The sequence below is a fragment of the Streptomyces caniscabiei genome, from assembly GCF_014930365.1.
GTDB classification, from domain to species: Bacteria; Actinomycetota; Actinomycetes; order Streptomycetales; family Streptomycetaceae; genus Streptomyces; species Streptomyces caniscabiei.
In genome coordinates, this window is the sequence record NZ_JABXWI010000013.1 from 316,649 (window position 1) to 334,527 (window position 17,879).

15 protein-coding genes are annotated in these 17,879 nt (G+C 72.3%); 13 read left to right on the forward strand and 2 right to left on the reverse strand.

Features of this window, described 5'->3' with window-relative positions:
- Positions 1-58: 58 nt before the first annotated feature.
- From paaN to HW837_RS33620, 11 genes are all read left to right on the forward strand, one after another.
- Positions 59-1,771 (forward strand): phenylacetic acid degradation protein PaaN, encoded by a 1,713-nt coding sequence (gene paaN / locus HW837_RS33570; RefSeq protein ID WP_045563459.1) that lies wholly within the window; start codon positions 59-61, stop codon positions 1,769-1,771.
- The gene (locus HW837_RS33575) at positions 1,764-2,987 is read left to right on the forward strand and encodes a thiolase family protein (RefSeq protein WP_045563451.1); all 1,224 of its coding nucleotides are present in this window, start codon (positions 1,764-1,766) and stop codon (positions 2,985-2,987) included. Before paaN ends, HW837_RS33575 begins: the two co-directional genes overlap by 8 nt.
- Complete coding sequence (locus HW837_RS33580) at positions 2,984-3,730, forward strand: enoyl-CoA hydratase/isomerase family protein (protein ID WP_045563450.1); 747 nt, start codon at positions 2,984-2,986, stop codon at positions 3,728-3,730. The genes HW837_RS33575 and HW837_RS33580 overlap by 4 nt, the downstream gene beginning before the upstream one ends.
- Positions 3,727-4,581 (forward strand): 3-hydroxyacyl-CoA dehydrogenase family protein, encoded by an 855-nt coding sequence (locus HW837_RS33585; RefSeq protein ID WP_045563449.1) that lies wholly within the window; start codon positions 3,727-3,729, stop codon positions 4,579-4,581. Before HW837_RS33580 ends, HW837_RS33585 begins: the two co-directional genes overlap by 4 nt.
- Positions 4,572-5,399 (forward strand): enoyl-CoA hydratase/isomerase family protein, encoded by an 828-nt coding sequence (locus HW837_RS33590; RefSeq protein ID WP_045563448.1) that lies wholly within the window; start codon positions 4,572-4,574, stop codon positions 5,397-5,399. The genes HW837_RS33585 and HW837_RS33590 overlap by 10 nt, the downstream gene beginning before the upstream one ends.
- An 84-nt stretch (positions 5,400-5,483) precedes the next feature.
- Positions 5,484-6,479 carry a 1,2-phenylacetyl-CoA epoxidase subunit PaaA gene (gene paaA / locus HW837_RS33595; RefSeq protein WP_193383541.1) on the forward strand — a complete coding sequence of 332 codons (996 nt, stop codon included), beginning with the start codon at positions 5,484-5,486 and terminating at the stop codon, positions 6,477-6,479.
- The gene (paaB, locus tag HW837_RS33600; RefSeq protein WP_093790629.1) at positions 6,476-6,769 is read left to right on the forward strand and encodes a 1,2-phenylacetyl-CoA epoxidase subunit PaaB; all 294 of its coding nucleotides are present in this window, start codon (positions 6,476-6,478) and stop codon (positions 6,767-6,769) included. Before paaA ends, paaB begins: the two co-directional genes overlap by 4 nt.
- A gap of 10 nt (positions 6,770-6,779) precedes the next feature.
- Positions 6,780-7,607 carry a 1,2-phenylacetyl-CoA epoxidase subunit PaaC gene (gene paaC / locus HW837_RS33605; protein ID WP_193382536.1) on the forward strand — a complete coding sequence of 276 codons (828 nt, stop codon included), beginning with the start codon at positions 6,780-6,782 and terminating at the stop codon, positions 7,605-7,607.
- The gene (gene paaD / locus HW837_RS33610; protein ID WP_193380918.1) at positions 7,601-8,110 is read left to right on the forward strand and encodes a 1,2-phenylacetyl-CoA epoxidase subunit PaaD; all 510 of its coding nucleotides are present in this window, start codon (positions 7,601-7,603) and stop codon (positions 8,108-8,110) included. The genes paaC and paaD overlap by 7 nt, the downstream gene beginning before the upstream one ends.
- A complete protein-coding gene (gene paaE, locus HW837_RS33615; RefSeq protein WP_045563558.1) occupies positions 8,110-9,225 on the forward strand; it encodes a 1,2-phenylacetyl-CoA epoxidase subunit PaaE in 1,116 nt (371 codons plus the stop codon). Before paaD ends, paaE begins: the two co-directional genes overlap by 1 nt.
- 8 nt (positions 9,226-9,233) lie before the next feature.
- Positions 9,234-10,001 (forward strand): enoyl-CoA hydratase/isomerase family protein, encoded by a 768-nt coding sequence (locus HW837_RS33620; RefSeq protein ID WP_045563557.1) that lies wholly within the window; start codon positions 9,234-9,236, stop codon positions 9,999-10,001.
- A gap of 101 nt (positions 10,002-10,102) precedes the next feature.
- Here HW837_RS33620 and HW837_RS33625 read toward each other — a convergent pair whose 3' ends face one another.
- Positions 10,103-11,551, reverse strand: a complete 1,449-nt coding sequence (locus HW837_RS33625; protein WP_064744374.1) for a polysaccharide deacetylase family protein — start codon at positions 11,549-11,551, stop codon at positions 10,103-10,105.
- Positions 11,552-11,739: 188 nt separating this feature from the next.
- The gene (locus HW837_RS33630) at positions 11,740-15,471 is read right to left on the reverse strand and encodes an nSTAND1 domain-containing NTPase (RefSeq protein WP_045563556.1); all 3,732 of its coding nucleotides are present in this window, start codon (positions 15,469-15,471) and stop codon (positions 11,740-11,742) included.
- Positions 15,472-16,049: 578 nt separating this feature from the next.
- Here HW837_RS33630 and HW837_RS33635 point away from each other — a divergent pair.
- Both HW837_RS33635 and HW837_RS33640 read left to right on the forward strand, forming a co-directional pair.
- Complete coding sequence (locus HW837_RS33635) at positions 16,050-16,811, forward strand: ZIP family metal transporter (protein ID WP_045563432.1); 762 nt, start codon at positions 16,050-16,052, stop codon at positions 16,809-16,811.
- Positions 16,812-17,013: 202 nt separating this feature from the next.
- Entirely contained in the window at positions 17,014-17,619 is a 606-nt protein-coding gene (locus HW837_RS33640) for a dihydrofolate reductase family protein (protein ID WP_045563433.1), read from the forward strand.
- Positions 17,620-17,879 lie beyond the last annotated feature (260 nt).

The following is a 17,879-nucleotide window of genomic DNA, read 5'->3' on the forward strand; positions in this document are numbered from 1 at the left end:
AGCGTGCGGCACGGCTCAATGATCCAGTCGCACCGCCGCAAGCCAAGAGGTGGAACACATGCCCCCAACTCCCCCTGACCGCCCGGACTTCTTCACCCGCCACCGCGCCCTGCTGGAGGAGGCGGTCGCCGCCACCGCCGCCCGGGACCACTGGACGCCGTATCCCGAGTCGCCCAGCAGATCCGCGTACGGCGAGGACGCCGCCAAGGAGGGAGAGGCCGCGTACCGGGCGAGCCTGGGCGGCCACTTCGAACTCCCCGGCCATCCGGGGCACGGCGCGGTGGCGGCGGCCGAGAAGTCCCCGTACGGCTTCGCGCTGGGCGTGACCTACCCCCGAGTCGCCCCGCAGGAGGCGCTGTCGGCCGCGAGGACCGCCATGGTCTCGTGGCGCGACGCAGGGCCGGACGCCCGTGCGGGGGTGGCCGCGGAGATCCTCGCCCGGCTGAACGCGTCGAGCTTCGAGATCGCCCACGCCGTGCAGCACACCACCGGCCAGGCGTTCGTGATGGCCTTTCAGGCGGGTGGCCCGCACGCGCAGGACCGCGGCCTCGAAGCGGTCGCCCTCGCCTGGGCCGAGCAGAGCAGGCACCCGGCCACGGCTCGCTGGAACAAGCCGCGGCCCAAGGGCGCGCCGCTGGTGATGGACAAGAAGTTCACGCCCGTCGGACGCGGGGTGGCGCTGTTGATCGCCTGCAACACCTTCCCCACCTGGAACGGTTATCCGGGCCTGTTCGCCTCCCTCGTCACCGGCAATCCGGTTGTCGTCAAACCGCACCCGGGTGCCGTCCTGCCGCTCGCGATCACCGTGCGCGTCGCCCGCGAGGTGCTGGCCGAGGCGGGCTTCGACCCGAACGTGGTGATCCTGGCCGCCGAGAGCCCCGAGGAGCGCACGGCCTCGGTGTACGCCCTCCACCCGGACGTGCGGATCATCGACTTCACCGGCTCCACCGAGTTCGGCGACTGGCTGGAGACCCACGCCCGCCAGGCCGTCGTGCACACCGAGAAGGCCGGTCTGAACACGGTGGTGCTGGACTCCACCGACGACTACCGCGGACTGCTGGGCAACCTCGCCTTCTCGCTGTCCCTCTACAGCGGCCAGATGTGCACCACCCCGCAGAACCTGCTGATACCGCGCGACGGCATCGCCACGGACCAGGGCGTCAGGAGCGCGGACGACTTCGCCGTCGACCTCGGGGCCGCCCTGGACCGGTTGCTAGGCGACCCGGCCCGCGCGGCCGGGACCTTGGGAGCCATCGTCGGCGACGGGGTGCGCGCACGTCTGGAGGAGGCCGCCGGGCTCGGCCGTACGGTGCGCGCGTCGGCGCCGGTCGAGCACCCGGAGTACCCGGAGGCGGTGGTCCGTACGCCGCTGGTGGCGCGGCTGGACGCGGAGAGCGACCGCGAGATCTACACCCGCGAGTGGTTCGGGCCCGTCTCCTTCGTCATCGGCACCGACTCCACCGAGCACAGCCTCGCGGTCCTCCGCGAGACGGTGCGCGCACACGGCGCGCTGACCGCAGCCGTCCACTCCACGAGCGAAGACGTGCTGGCCACCGCCGAGTCGGCCGCCCTGGACGCCGGCGTGCACCTGTCGGAGAACCTCACCGGCGCGGTCTTCGTCAACCAGTCCGCCGCCTTCAGCGACTTCCACGGCAGCGCCGCCAACCCGGCGGCCAGCGCCACCCTGTCCGACCCCGCCTTCGTCACCGGCCGTTTCGCGACGCTCCAGTCGCGCCGGCCCGTTCCCGCCGAGGAGTCCGCCCATGTCTGACGACGTCTTCCTGATCGACGGCGCGCGCACCCCGCAGGGCCGCTACGGCGGCGCACTCGCCTCCGTTCGCCCGGACGACCTGGCCGCCCTCGTGGTGGGAGAGGCCGTGCGCCGTGCCGGAGTCCCGGCGGAGGCCGTGGACGAGGTGGTCCTGGGGGCCGCCAACCAGGCCGGTGAGGACAACCGGGACGTGGCGCGCATGGCCGTGCTGCTGGCGGGGCTGCCGCACACCGTCCCCGGCTACACGGTCAACCGGCTCTGCGCCTCCGGCCTCACCGCCGTCGCGAGTGCCGCCCAGGCGATCCGGTCAGGGGAGGCGGACCTGGTGGTCGCGGGCGGGGTGGAGTCCATGACCCGCGCCCCCTGGGTGATGGCCAAGCCCGGCACCCCCTGGGCCAAGCCGGGGGAGGTGCACGACACGTCACTGGGCTGGCGTTTCACCAACCCCCGCTTCGCCGCCGCCGACCGGGCCGTGCCCGCGGGCGCCGGTCCCGAGACGGTCAGGGTGACCCTCGCGATGGGGGAGACGGCCGAGGAGGTCGCGGCGCTGGACGGCATCACCCGGGCCGAGTCCGACGCGTTCGCGTTGCGCAGTCACCAGCGGGCCGTGGCGGCACGGGAGGCCGGGCACTTCGACCGCGAGATCGTGCCCGTTCCGGTGAAGGGCGGCGAGGTCACCCACGACGAGGGGCCGCGCCCCGGCACCACCCTGGAGAAGCTCGGCGCTCTGCGGACCAGTTTCCGCGAGGGCGGCATCGTCACCGCCGGTTCCTCCTCGCCGCTGTCGGACGGCGCCGCCGCGCTGGTGGTCGCGAGCGCCGACGCCGTACGGCGGTACGGGCTCACCCCGCGGGCGCGGATCGTCACCTCCGCGTCGGCCGGCGTCCAGCCCCAAGTCATGGGCCTCGGCCCGGTCCCCGCCACACAGAAGGCCCTGACCCGCGCCGGCTGGCAGGCCGGGGACGTGGACGCCGTCGAGTTGAACGAGGCGTTCGCCGCCCAGGCGCTGGCCGTCATGCGCCGTCTCGGACTCGACGAGGAGAAGGTCAACGCCGACGGCGGCGCCATCGCGCTCGGCCATCCCCTCGGCTGCTCCGGAGCCCGCATCCTGCTGACGCTGATCGGCAGGCTGGAGCGCGGGGACGCCCGCCGGGGCCTGGCGACGCTGTGCGTGGGAGTCGGCCAGGGCGTCGCCATGCTCGTGGAGCGGGTGTGAGCACCGCCTACGAGACGCTGCTCGTCGAGGAGCGGGAGGACCGGGTCGTCGTCACCCTGCACCGGCCCGAGGCCCGCAACGCCATCAGCGCCCGCATGATCGCCGAACTGCACGAGGTGTGCGGCCTGCTGGAACGCGACCCCAGGCTGCTGCTGCTCACCGGACACGGCCGGGTCTTCGCGGGCGGCGCCGACATCGCCGAACTGCTGCGCCGGGGCCGCGACGAGGCCCTCCAGGGCATCAACAGCCGACTCTTCGAGCGGGTGCGCGGACTCCCCATGCCCACGCTCGCCGCCGTCGACGGCTGGGCACTGGGCGGCGGCGCCGAACTGGCGTACGCCTGCGATCTCCGCATCGCCGGTCCGGACGCCGTCTTCGGCAACCCCGAACCGGGGCTCGGCATCCTCGCCGCGGCCGGAGCCTGCCGGCGGCTGCCCGAACTGGTCGGCTCGTCGATCGCCAAGCAGGTGCTGCTCGCCGGGCGGAACCTCGACGCGGACGCGGCACTCGCGGCCGGGCTGGTCGTCGACGTCGTACCGGCGCGGCGGCTGCTGGACGAGGCGCACGCCCTGCTCGACCGGATGGCCCGCTCCTCCGCCACCGCCCTGCGGCTGACGAAGCTCGTCCTCGACGCACCCGGCTCCCACCCGGTCCTCGACGACCTGGCCCAGGCCGTGCTGTTCGAGGGACAGGACAAGAAGGACCGCATGACACGCTTCCTGGAGAAGAGGAGCCGGGCATGACCTCAGCACCCGCAGTCGTCGGGGTGATCGGCGGCGGCCGCATGGGCGCCGGCATCGCACAGTCCTTCGCGACGGCCGGTTCCGCCGTGACCGTCGTGGAGAGCGGTGCACAGGCCGCGGCCGCGGCACTGGACCGCGTGGCCGCCGGACTCAGGAGGGCGGCCGAACGCGGCGCACTCGCCGAGCCCCCGGAGGAGGTGCTGGCCCGGGTGACCACGGTTCCCTCCGTCGAGGTCCTGCCCCCGCACGCCGACCTGGTCGTCGAGGCCGTCCCCGAGAACGCCGCGCTCAAGGCCCGGCTCCTCGCCGCCGCCGAACAGACGGTGAGCCCCGGCACGGTCCTGGCCAGCAACACCAGCTCCCTGTCGGTCACCGACCTCGCCGCCGCCCTCAACCGGCCCGAGCGCTTCCTGGGCATGCACTTCTTCAACCCCGTGCCCGCCTCCGCACTCGTCGAGATCGTCCTCGCGCCCGGCACCGGGGCCGACACCCTCGAAGCCGCCCTCGGCTGGACCCACTGCCTCGGCAAGAAGGACGTCGTCGTCCAGGACTCGCCCGGCTTCGCCAGCAGCCGCCTCGGCCTGGCCCTGGGCCTGGAGGCGATCCGCATGGTCGAGGAGGGCGTCGCCGAACCGGACGCCATCGACGACGCCATGCGGCTCGGCTACCGGCACCCCATGGGCCCGCTGCGCCTGACCGACCTGGTCGGACTCGACGTACGCCTCGCCATCGCCGAGCACCTGCACAGCACCCTCGGCGAACGGTTCGCCCCGCCCCGGCTGCTGCGGGACAAGGTCGCCCGCGGCGAACTCGGCCGCAAGACCGGAAAGGGGTTCCACACATGGGAGTGAGCGCCACCGACCGGCCTCCGGCCGACGAGACGCGGCACGGCGTCGGCTGTGCCCTGGACGGCGGCGTTGCCGTCGTCGCACTCCGCAGGCCCTCCGCGGGCAACGCCCTGGACGTGTCGATGCGCGCGGAACTGATCGCCGCCGTACGCCGGGTGCGCGGCGAGGGTGACCGCGTCCGGGCGGTGCTGCTCACCGCCGAGGGCCGGCACTTCTGCGTCGGCCAGGACCTCAAGGAGCACGCGCGGGCCCTGGAGCGCGCGCCCGCCTCCGCCTTCGCCGTCGTCCGGGACGAGTACAACCCGCTCGTCGAGGAGTTGCGCGCGCTGCCGCAGCCCGTGGTCGCGGCCGTCGAGGGGGCCTGCGTCGGAGCGGGGCTGGGGCTCGCGCTCTGCGCCGATGTACGGGTCGCGGGGGCAGGGGCCCGTTTCTCGACCGCGTTCACCGGGATCGGCCTGGCCGCCGACAGCGGCCTGAGCGGGGCTCTGGCGCAGGCGGTCGGTCCGTCGCGGGCCGCTGCCCTGATGCTCCTCGGCGACCGCTTCGACGCATCGGCGGCGCAGCGGTGGGGCCTCGTGCACAGCGTCGTGCCGGACGGCGGTGCCGCCGCTGAGGGCCTGGCTCTCGCCCAGCGTCTCGCCGCCGGACCCACCGCCGCGTACGCCGAGGTCAAGGCGCTGCTGCGGGCCGACGCGGCACCCCTGTCCGCCGTGCTGGAACGCGAGGCGGCGGCCCAGGAGCGGCTGGGCACGACCGAGGACCACCGGACCGCCGTGCGGGCCTTCCTCGAAGGCCGGCAGCCGTCCTTCACCGGGCACTGAACCGGCTGCCGCACAACGCCGGAACACGAAACACTCAGCCATGAAGTCTACCGAACGAATGGTCGGTAGGGAAAGTAGGGGCAGATGACCGCGTCACACGCCGACGTGTCGGCGGGGGAGTGCGCAGGGCCGGAGCTACGGGAGCACTTCGAGGCGACGATCGCGCGGGACCAGCGGATCGAGCCGCGTGACTGGATGCCGGAGGGTTATCGCGGGACGCTGGTCCGGCAGATCGCGCAGCATGCGCATTCGGAGATCATCGGCATGCAGCCGGAGGGTGAGTGGATCACGCGTGCGCCGTCGTTGCGGCGCAAGGCGATCCTGTTCGCGAAGGTGCAGGACGAGGCGGGTCACGGGCTGTATCTGTACTCGGCGGCGGAGACGCTGGGTGCGGACCGTGGGGATCTGACGGCTCGGCTGATCGAGGGCCGGCAGAAGTATTCGTCGATCTTCAACTACCCGACGGCCAGTTTCGCCGATGTGGGGGTGATCGGCTGGTTCGTGGACGGGGCGGCGATCTGCAATCAGGTGCCGTTGTGCCGGAGTTCGTACGGGCCGTATGCGCGGGCGATGGTGCGGATCTGCAAGGAGGAGTCGTTCCATCAGCGGCAGGGTTATGAGTTGCTGTTGACGATGATGCGTGGCACCCAGGCGCAGCGTGGGATGGTGCAGGAGGCGGTGGACCGATGGTGGTGGCCGTCGCTGATGATGTTCGGGCCGCCCGATGACGCCTCGCCCAACTCCGCGCAGTCGATGGCGTGGAAGATCAAGCGGCACAGCAACGACGAGTTGCGGCAGCGTTTCGTCGACATGACCGTGCCGCAGGCCGAGAAGTTGGGTGTGACGCTGCCCGACCCGGAGCTGCGGTGGAACCAGGAGCGGGGCCGGCATGACTTCGGCACTCCCGACTGGGACGAGCTCAAGCGTGTGATCTCCGGCGACGGACCGTGCAACGACGAGCGTGTCGCCCGGCGGCGCACCGCTCACGAGGAGGGCGCCTGGGTGCGCACCGCGGCCGCCGCCCACGCCGCCAAGCAGGCCGACCGTAGCCGCCGTGCACAGAGGGGAGCGGTGGCATGACCGCTGAGAAGCAGAACTGGCCGCTGTACGAGGTGTTCGTGCGTGGCAAGCGCGGCCTGAACCACGTCCATGTGGGCTCGCTGCACGCCGCCGACGACCAGATGGCTCTCACCCACGCCCGCGACCTGTACACGCGGCGCAATGAGGGTGTCTCGCTGTGGGTCGTGCGTTCCGCGCACATCGCCGCCTCCACCCGCGACGAGAAGGACCCTTTCTTCGAGCCCAGCGCCGACAAGGTGTACCGCCATCCCACGTTCTACGACATCCCCGACGACGTCCCGCACATCTGAGGAGCAGGGAATGAGTGACGACCACGTCTACCTGACCCTCGCCGAGGGACACGAGGACGACACCCGCTGGGCGTACGGCACCGGTTTCGAGGACCCCCTGCACGGGGTCGACACCACGGTGCCCGAAGGCGTGGACCCCGCCGAACTGGCCGCCGACTGCGTGGCGTTGGCCGACGACGCCCTCGTCAGCGCCCAGCGGCTGGCCGAGTGGACCACCCGTGCGCCCGAGCTGGAGGAGGAGGTGGCCCTGGCCAACATCGGCCTCGATCTCCTCGGCCAGGCCCGTCTGCTGTACTCCCGCGCCGGGCAGGTCGACGGCACCGGACGCGGCGAGGACGCCTACGCCTACTTCCGCGACGCCGACGACTTCCGCAACGTACGCCTCGCCGAACTCCCCTGCGGAGACTTCGCGTTCAGCGTCGCCCGGCTGCTCGTGCTCTCGGCCTGGAGGCTCGCTCACTTCGAGCGGCTCACCGCTTCCGACGATCCGGTGCTCGCCGCGATCGCCGCCAAGGGCGTCAAGGAGCTGAGCTATCACCGGCAGTACGCCGCCGAGTGGGTCGTCCGCCTCGGGGACGGCACCGCCGAGTCGCGTCACCGGATGCGGGACGCGCTGGCCCAAGTCGCTCCGCATCTGGGCGAGTTGTTCACCGCGTACGACGTCCAGGGCGAGGTGGGGGCGGTGCTGACGCAGGTCACGGAGGCGGCCGGAGTGCCCCTGCCGGTGGTCCGGCCGCTGCCCGGCGCCGGCCGCGACGGCCAGCACACCGAGCATCTCGCCCCGCTGCTGGCCGAGTTGCAGAGCGTGGCCCGCGCCCACCCGGACGCGACATGGTGACCGTACCGCCGGATGTGCGCCGGGCCCGGCGCATCGCCGCGTGCGTACCTGATCCCGAGCTGCCCATGCTCACCCTGGCCGACCTCGGTGTGCTGCGGGGCGTCGAGGCCGGGGAGGACGGGACGGTCGTCGTCAGCCTCACCCCGACCTACTCCGGCTGCCCGGCCATGGCCGAGATGCGCGCCCAGGTGGACGCCCGACTCAAGGAAGCCGGATACGAGAAGGTCCGGGTGCGCACGGTGCTCGATCCGCCCTGGACCACGGACTGGATCACCCCGGACGGCCGTCGCACCCTCGCCGAACACGGCATCGCACCCCCTGGTCCGGCGCCGCGCCCGGGCCCGGTGCCGCTGACACTGGACCCCGTCCGCCCCGTTGTGCCCTGCCCCCGGTGCGGCGCGGCCGACGCGGAGGAGACCTCGCGTTTCGGCGCCACCTCCTGCAAGGCGCTGTGGCGCTGCCGCGCCTGCCGCGAACCCTTCGAGCACCTCAAGGAGATCTGATGCAGGACCTGCTGCCACCCGGCACCTCCGCCCCCACGTCCGTACGACGCCGCCGCCCGGCCTTCCACCACCTGCGCGTGGCCGCCGTGCAGCGGCTGTGCGAGGGCGCGGTCGCGCTCGGCTTCGATGTCCCGGACGACCTCGCCGAGGAGTTCGCCTTCACCCCGGGCCAGTCGCTCACCCTGCGCCGCGAGGTCGACGGGCGGGACGAGCGCCGCTCCTACTCGATCTGTTCCCCGGCGGGCACACGGCCGCGCATCGGGGTGCGCGAGGTGCCCGGCGGGCTGTTCTCCTCCTGGCTGGTCCACGACGTACGGCCCGGCGACACCGTCGAGGTGATGGCTCCGACCGGCGCCTTCACTCCCGACCTCAGCGCACCGGCCCACCATGTCCTCGTCGCCGCGGGGTCCGGCATCACGCCCATGCTCTCCATCGCCGAGTCGGTCCTAGCCGCCGACGACCGCTCCACCGTGACCCTCTTCTACGGCAACCGCCGCACCGGCTCCGTCATGTTCGCCGACGAACTCGCCGACCTGAAGGACCTCCACCCGGGGCGCTTCCAGCTCGCCCACGTCCTCTCCCGCGAGCCGCGCGAGGCCGAGGTGCTCTCCGGCCGCCTCGACGCCGACCGCCTCTCCGCCCTCGTCGGCGCCCTGGTCGACGTCGGCACCGCGGACCACTGGTGGTTGTGCGGCCCGCACGGCATGGTCCGCGACGCCCAGCGGGTCCTCGACGGGCTCGGCGTACCCGCCGACCGCGTCCACCGGGAGCTGTTCCACGCGGACGACGCGCCGGTGCAGCCGACGTGGAGGCACGAGGAAGCCGTGGTCGAGGGCCCGGTCAGCCGGGTCACCGTCACGCTCGACGGCCGCTCCACCACCGCCGCGCTGCCGCGCGCGGCGACGGTGCTGGACGGCGCCCAGCGCACCCGCCCCGACCTGCCCTTCGCCTGCAAGGGCGGCGTCTGCGGCACCTGCCGCGCCCTGGTCACCGAAGGCGAAGCCGACATGCGCCGCAACTTCGCCCTGGAGGCCGCCGAGATCGAGGCCGGCTATGTGCTGACCTGCCAGACCTATCCCGTCTCCGAGACGCTGACCGTCGACTTCGACAGCTGAGGAAGCCCATGTCCGTGCATCTGGACGTCGCCGACGGCGTCGGCACGATCCGCCTCGACCGCCCGCCGATGAACGCCCTCGACATCGCCACCCAGGACCGGCTGGGCGCCCTCGCCGCGGCGGTGACCGAGCGCGACGACGTCCGGGCGGTGATCCTCTACGGCGGTGAAAAGGTGTTCGCGGCCGGCGCGGACATCAAGGAGATGGAACTCCTCGACCACGCGGCGATGGTCAGGCGCTCGCGCCCGCTCCAGGACGCGTTCACCGCCGTCGCGCGCATCCCCAAACCGGTGGTCGCCGCGATCACCGGTTACGCGCTCGGCGGCGGCTGCGAGCTGGCCCTCTGCGCCGACTTCCGGATCGCTGCCGACAGTGTCGGGCTCGGCCAGCCCGAGATCCTGCTCGGCCTGATCCCCGGCGCGGGCGGAACCCAGCGCCTGTCCCGGCTCGTGGGCCCCTCCAAGGCCAAGGACCTCGTCTTCACCGGCCGCATCGTCAAGGCCGACGAGGCCCTTCGGATCGGCCTGGTCGACCTCGTGGTCCCGGCCGTCGAGGTGTACGAGCAGGCGCGGGCCTGGGCCGTCCGCCTGGCCAAGGGCCCCGCACTCGCCCTGCGGGCCGCCAAGGAGTCGATCGACCAGGGCCTCGAGACCGACCTCGACACCGGTCTCACCATCGAGCGCACCTGGTTCGCGGGCCTGTTCGCGACGGAGGACAGCGCCCGGGGGATGCGCAGCTTCGTCGAGGAGGGCCCCGGCAGGGCGACGTTCCGCTGAGCGGCCCGGCCCCTCGGATCCTCCGGTCGATCAGGGCCGACGCCAAGTGCTCATATTGAGACGGAGTGCTCGCCGCGGCGAACATCGGTAGGTCGGCGTATTCAGAGGGTGGCACGCAGATGGCTGACGGTGACGAAGTGGTAGCCGCGGGCCGTCAGCGTGCGCAGGATCTCGGGGACGGCGGCGACGGAGGTGGGGTGGATGTCGTGCATGAGGACGACGTCGTTGCGCTTGGTCTCGGCGATCACCGTGCGGGCGACCCGGGCGGCGTCCCGGTACTTCCAGTCCTCGGTGTCCACGTCCCACAGCACCGGTGAGAGCGTGGTCGCGGCCTTCACCTGGGCGTTCACCGCGCCGTAGGGCGGGCGGAAGAGGGTGGGCTCCTTCCCGGTGGCGGCCTTGACGGCGGCGCTGGTGCGGTTGAGTTGGGAGGCGACCTGGGCGGGGGTGAGCTTGGTGAGGTCGGGGTGGTTCCAGGAGTGGTTGCCGACCTCGTGTCCGGCGCGGGCCTCGGCGCGGACCAGGTCGGGGTGGGCGGCGACGTTCTGTCCGGTGGTGAAGAAGGTGGCGCGGGCCTTGTACTGGGCCAGGTGGGTCAGCAGGGTCGCGGTCTCGGGTGCCGCCGGTCCGTCGTCGAAGGTCAGCGCTATGCAGGTGACCTGCTTGCAGTCGGTGTCGTCGTCGCCGGAGGCGGTGTGGGTGGGGGTGACCGGGGTGGGGGTACTCGGCGCTCCCAGTTCGAGGGAGCGGCTGGGTGCCAGGGTCTGCCGCCGGGCACGCTGTCCGAAGGCGGACAGCCAGGGGGCGACGGTCTTCTTCGGGAGCGTCACCACGTGGTCCCCGCCGGCCGGGGCGCCCACGTCACCGCGGTCGAAGGTCACCCGCAGTCCGCCGTCGCCGGTGAAGGCCATGTCGTCGAGGACGGCGGCGCGGGAGGCCGGTTCGGCGAACGTGGTGTCGAGGGCGGCGGTATCAACGCCTTCGCGTCCCGCGAGCCGACTCTTCAGGGCGGTGAGGAAGCCGTCCCGGGAGCCCTCGGCGACCAGGTCCAGCGCCGTGCGGTACTCGCGGTCCTTGCCGTCGTACCAGTACGTCCTGGCACTCAGCCCGGACCCGGCTCCGCTCCGGTCCTCCGTGGTGAGCCGGACGCCGAGGACATCGCCGGAGGCGACGAGGAAGCGGTGGCTGATGTTCAGCTCCTGGCCCTCCGCGTCGCCCTCGCACGCCCCGGCGCGGAAGGTGGCCAGACGCTGCTCCACGTCCTTCTTCATCGCGGCCGTCATCGCCTCGGCACCGGGTACGTCCGGGTAGCTCGTCGCGAACGGGCAGGAGCGCTGCTCGCTGTTGTCGCCGACGATCCGCAGCCCCTTGATCCGAGAGGGATCGACGACGCCGCCCGCCGGTGAATTCGTGGCGGAGGACCCGGGGCGCGCGCCGGCGGACGCCGTGTCCGAGGACCCGGCGGGCCGGTCCTGTCCGGACGAGCAGGCCGTGGTGACGCTGAGAGCGCCGAGCAGCAGGAGGGAAGGGAGAAGAGTGTGAGCGCGCATGGGACCAGAACCTGACTGAGAGGGGCTCGCGGGACGTCGCCGACGGGACGTCGCGGTTGTTCTGGTCATGGATCGTGCAGGTCAGAGGTATTTTTCAGCGACCCCCGGAGTCACCCTGAACAATCTGCCGATGGTCTTCCCTGCCGTCTGCCGTCTGCCGTCTGCCGTCTGCCGCCCGCGGCTCTCGCTCAGTCCGTGCCACAGATCTGCCGGTAGGGCGCGTCAGGGATGTAGGACCGCCACTGCTCCCTGGTGAGTCCGCCACCGGTGCGGGCACAGACGGCCCGGGCGGCCCGGTCCGGGGCGACGGTCAGACGCTGGAGCGGTACGTGCGGACTGCCGGCGTAGAGCATGCCGTCGTCGGGGGCGAAGGCGAGGGAGTGGATCTCGTCGCCGGGCGTGGGCAGGTCCGTGCCGAGGGGTTGCTGGCCGGCGGTGTCCCACAGGCGCAGAGTGCCGCTGGTGCCTCCGACGGCCAGGGTGCTGCCGTCGGAGGAGAAGGCGAGGGCACCCACAGCTTCAGGTGTGCTTGAGAAGGAGGTGTCCGAGGTGCCGGTGAGCGCGCCGGTACGCCGGCGGAGGTCGCCGTCCCAGAGGGTGACGTGCCCGGTGGAGTCACCGACGGCGAGCCGGGTGCCGTCCGGGCTGAACGTCAGCGCCGTGGCCTGGCGGCCGTTGGCGAGGGCACTGCCGCCGGTCCTGCCCGACTCCGGTTCGGCGTACTGGTCGTCGGAGCTCACGAGCAGACGTCCGTCCGGACGCATGGCCAGTACGTCGCCGGCCAGGCCGGGCACGGTCCTGGACCGCCGCCGTTCAGCGGTGTCCCAGACCTCCGTCCCGTAGCTGCCGCCCGTGGTGGGGCGCACGGCCAGCAGGGTGCGGCCGCCGGGGGCCAGGGCGAGGGCGGTGACCGGGCGGTCGGCCGCTCCGGAGGTCTCGATGACCGTACGGATCCGGTGTGCCCCCACATCCCACACGGTGAAGCGCAACCGGAGCGAGTCGCCCACGGACGTGCTGTCGGCGACGGCCAGCGTGCGGCCGTCCGGGCTGAAGGCCGGCACCAGGGTCTGGTCGGAGGAGACGGCCGGCATCGGACCGAGTGTCGCGTGGGCACGCAGTGCGCCGGTGCGGGTGTCCCGCAGCTCGAAACGGTGGTCGCCGTCAGGGGAGTGGGTGACGGTGGCCAGGGCGCTGCCGTCCGGGCTGAGCGCGCTCGCGTCGGCGGGAGTGGTCTGCCAGCGCGGGGTGAGCCGGTCGGTCAGGTCGAGGGTGTGGACGGTGGCTCCGTCGAGGTGGCGCAGGAGACGCTCCCTGCCCGGATCCCAGGTCAGCCAGGTCGGCTCGGCCCCCGACAACGGCCGGTGGAAGACCTGGGTGCCGCCGGTGGCCAGCCGCCACACGGCCAGTTCGGCGTCGTCCGCCGTCGCCAGGAACTGCCCGTCGGCGGTGAGTTCGGCCTGCGAGAAGCCGGTGAGTCCGCCACTGGCGAAGTCGGCCGCCACGCTCCCGCGGCGTACGTCCCACACCCGGGCCGCCGTGCCGTGGACCGCGACCAGCCGCTCACCGTTCCCGCTGAACCGCAGCAGGTGGGCGCCGCTGTCCGCACCGGAGCCGGTACCGCACACGGTCTTGTCCGCCTTCTCCCAGGCGCCTGGCAACAGCTTGCCGCCGGCCGTGTCCCAGAGCTGGAGCGGCCCGTCGGCGGGACACAGGGCGAGCAGTCGGCCACCCGGACCGACGGCCGACGTGGAGAGTGTGCGCGTGACACGGGTGGAGAAGAGGACCTTGCCGTCACTCGCCCGGTGCAGGGTCACCGTCCCCGGGCCGCTCGGCGGCCCGGTGAGGTACGCGTGCCCGTCGGACGCACTGCCCAGCATCGCCGCGCCGTCCAGCTCGGCCACGGAGCGGCCCTCGGCGAGGTTCCACAGCCTTTCGCCCCCGTCCGGCCCGATGATGTCGAGGTGGCGGGAGCCGGGACCGATGCCGCCCGCCTCCGTGCCGCCCGGCAGGTGGTAGGTGGCGGTCACCTTGTGATCGGCCACGTTCCGTACGGTCACCGCGGTGCCGTCGACGCTGAGCAGGGTCCGGCCGCCATCGGTGAGGAAGCGCTGGACGTTCTTGCCTGTGGTGCCGTCGGTCAGGGCATCGCGTTCCGGCTGTGCCAGGGCGTCCAGCAGTGCCGAACGGGACTCGGTGAGCGGGGCGATCCTCCAGGCGGCCACGCCGAGCAGGGCGGCGGTGCGCGGGTCGGTGGCGCGCAGGCTGTCGGCGACCGTGGCCAGCCGGCGGGCGGCGGCCTTGGCGGCCTCCGCCTCACTCACCCGGTCGCGCTGCCAGGCGACCAGCCCCGCGGCCAGCGCCAGCACGAGGAACACGGACAGACCGACGGCGAGGGAGCGCGTACGCCGCGCGGTGCGGGCCCCGGCCTTCCGCTCGGCGTCGCGGGCCGCCAGGGACGCGGTGAGAAAGGCCCGTTCCGGCGGGGTGAGGTCATCCTCCCCGCGCGAGCCGTACGAGGCGAACAGCTCTTCGGCGCGGGTCAGCCGACTGCCCCGGTACAGGGCGCCGGGGTCGCGCTTCAGCTCGTCCCAGCCGCGTGCCGCCTCACCGAGCAGGCGTTGTGCGCGCAGCCGGTCCCGGCCCTCCTCGATCCATCCGGCCAGTCGCGGCCAGCCGGTGATCAGTGCCTCGTGCGCGAGCTCCACCGTGTCGCCGTCCAAGGCGACCAGACGGGCGACGACGAGGTGTTCCAGTACGTCCCGGACCCCAGGGCCCAGCTCGGCCCGGGACGCCGGACGACGGGTGTCGGCCGCCCCGTCACCAGGGGCGATCAGCCGGAGGAGGACGCGCCGGGCGATACGGCCCTGATCCGCCGGCAGCCCGCCGTACGCCTCCTCGGCGGTGGCCGCGATCGCACCCCGTACACCGCCCGTCTCCTCGTACGCCGCCAGCGTCAGCAGCCGGCCTCGGCGGCGGCGCCAGGTCTCCAGCAAGGCGTGGGACAGCATGGGCAGGGCGCCCGGCCGGTCGACGACCTCGTCGATGACCGCGGCGGTGAGCGCCCGTTCCACGTTCAGACCGACGGACGTGGCGGGGCCGGTGATCGCCTCGCGCAGTTCGTCCCGGCTCATCGGCCCGACCAGCAGATTGGCCCGGGAGACCGTCTCGGCCAGCTCACGGTGGTCCGCGCAGTGGCCGTAGAAGTCGCCACGGACCGCGACCACCACACGCAGCCGGCTCTCCGGGTCCTTGGCGGCGAGCAGCAGCTCGATGAACCGGTCGCGTTCCGCCCGGTCGTGGCAGAGGGTGAACACTTCCTCGAACTGATCGACGATCACCCAGGTGTCCCCGTCATCGTCCCGGGGAACGAACGCCTTCTCGTGCGTCTGCGCGGGCCGCTCGCCCGGCGTGAGTACACGCACCACCGCCGGTCGCTCGACCCCCGCCGCCTGCCGCAGCCTCGGGATCAGCCCCGCCCGCAACAACGACGACTTACCGCTGCCGGACGGCCCGAACACCGCCGCGCACCGGTGCTCGCGCACCAGCTCCACCAGCTCGGCGACCAGCGTCTCCCGGCCGAAGAACAGACCGCTGTCATCCGCCTCGAAACGGGCCAGCCCCCGGTAGGGCGGCCGCTCGTCCGGCGCGGGCGCCCGGACTTCGGCCTCCGTCTCCCGCCAGCGCCGCTCCCATGCGTCCGGGTCCGCGTCCAGCGCCTCGGCGTACGCCCGCACCACCGCCAGGGACGGCAACTGGTCCCCGGCGGCCGCCTGGGACAGCGCGGTCGTGGAGTAGCCTGCCCGCCCGCCCATCTCCCGGTACGGCGGTTTCCCGGCCTTCTCCCTCAGGACCCGCAGTTCGTGCGCAAGCCGCTGGACGGGGCCGGCCTCAGGATCGACCGGCTTCTCGCGTCGTCCCACCCGCGACACCTTCCACACTGCATGACTCGGACAACAAGACGCTCACGCTATGTTTCCGCCCTATCCGACGCAATCCACACCGAGGTGTGAGCCGTCCCACTGACCCGGCCCACTGAGCAGGCCAACTCAGCGGGACGGCTGCGCTGCGTCGGCGCCGGAGGGCGAGGAGACATCGACGGCTCCGGATCTTCCCGATGCGAAGACGGTCCCGCGGCTCATGGCGTTCCAGGGAGAGGACCGTTCATGTCGTCCGTCCGTCCGGACAGCCGCTCTGCACGCCCGGTCCCAGCACCGGCTCCAGCGTCGTCAGGACCGCATCCCTCTCACTCACGCTCGACAGGGGGCAGCCATGCCAGACCCGAATGCCGAAGGCCCCATTGCGGAGCCACGAAAAACGTAACGGGGGGCAGGATCAGCGCCGTTGGGATCCTGATGCGAGACCTGTGGGGCCGGCCTCAGATGCCCGCCCCGCCTTGCGTCACGTGTCCTTCCCTCCTTCTGCGTGCGTAAGGCTCACCTTCCGCTCGGCCGCGCCGGTTGCCCGTTGACGCACATCCATAGCGGGTAGACGGGGCGGCATGGTTGACGTGGTGGAGGCTGGACTGTGGGGGTTGGTGGCGGGCTCGGCACTGTTGCTCGGTGCCGCGTTGGGTTACGGGCTGCGGGTGCCGCAGAAGGTGATCGCGACCGTGATGGCCTTCGGCGCCGGGGTGTTGATCTCAGCGGTCTCCTTCGAGTTGGTCGGTGAGGCGTACGAGCAGGCAGGGCTTGCTCCCGCGGTCGTCGGCACCCTGATCGGCGCGTTGGCCTACACCGGGGGCAATGTGTGGCTGGCCCGTAGGGGCGCGCGCCACCGCAAGCGCTCCGGTCACGAGCGGACCAAGGCGCAGCCCTCGGAGGCCGACCAGGGCGGATCCGGGCTGGCGCTCGCGCTCGGCGCTCTGCTCGACGGGGTGCCGGAGTCGGCGGTCATCGGCGTGAGTCTGCTGGACGGCGGCGCGGTGAGTCTGGTGACCGTGGCTGCGGTGTTCATCAGCAACGTCCCTGAGGGGCTGTCCAGTTCGGCGGGTATGAAGAAGGCCGGCCGTGGCCGGGGGTATGTCTTCGGTGTCTGGGCCGCGATCGCCGCGGCCAGCACCGTGGCGGCCCTCTTCGGTTACACGGTGGTCGGTTCCTTCTCTCCTGCCGTGATCGCTGCCGTGACAGCTGTGGCGGCCGGGGCGATCCTCGCCATGATCGCGGACACGATGATCCCCGAGGCGTTCGAGGACGCTCACCTGGCCATCGGCCTGATCACGGTGAGCGGCTTCCTCGTGTCCTTCGCTCTCTCCCACGCCTGACCGCTGGGGCCGTGAGCGGGTGTGTGCGGAGGGAGACCACAAGAACAGGCCGGTCAGGAATCCCTTCGACTCGGGACAACCCGCGCGCGTGTGGGGATCCTCCCTCGCAGGCGTGAGTTTTCGCTGTGCTCCACAGCGCGGCCGATGAGTTTGTGGCTTCCGGCCGGTCCAAGCTTGTGACACCTCAGGAAAGGACACCGCTATGTCGGAGCTTCTCGTCGACTTCATCACCTCCCTCGACGGCTACGCATCGGGAGAGGGATGGCCCGGCTTCTGGGGCCTCGAAGGCCCGGAGTACCTCGCATGGCTCGGCGAGCAGCCCAAGGCCACCTATCTGATGGGAGCGAACACCTACCGTCTGATGTCCGGCTTCGCCGCAGGCGAGGTCCCGACGGGCCAGGACGAGTTCAGGCCCGAGGAGGAGGCATCCGTCGACGAGCTCACGCAAGCGTCCAAGGTGGTGTTCTCCTCCTCCGTGGAGGAGCCCCTGACGTGGGCAAACTCCACGCTCATCCGCGATGACGCCGTTGAGGCGGTCCGCGCCATGAAGTCGAGTGGCTCGGGGCTCCTCAGCACGATCGGCAGCCTCAGCCTGTGCCGGTCCCTGCTACGAGCCGGACTCGTCGACCGCTTCCGGGTCGTGATGTTCCCGGTGATCACCGGGGCCACGGGCGAGGAACGCATCTACGACGGTTACCCGGACGTGGCCCTCGAGATGATCGACCACCGTACCTTCGACGGCCGCACCCAGCTGGTCGAGTACAGGCCCCGAGTGCTCGAGCACCCGCCGCTCGGCGTCCCTGCGTAACGTCGTGCTGGCGCCGGCGGGCGCGGACGAGCAGATCGCGGTGGTCGTTCCAGGCGGAGCTGTCGGGTGCTTTGCGCTTGCGGTGGCGGCGCGGCCGGTGGATCGGCCAGACGTCCCGCCCGGCTCGCACCAGCACATGGCCGCGATCGACCAGCGGCGCTCCCGTTATGTTTTCTGCGGTCCTGCAAGAGGGCCGCTGGCCTCCGGTTCCGGCATGACTGTGTCCCCCTGTCGAAGGCATGACCTGGGGGGTGGTGTCA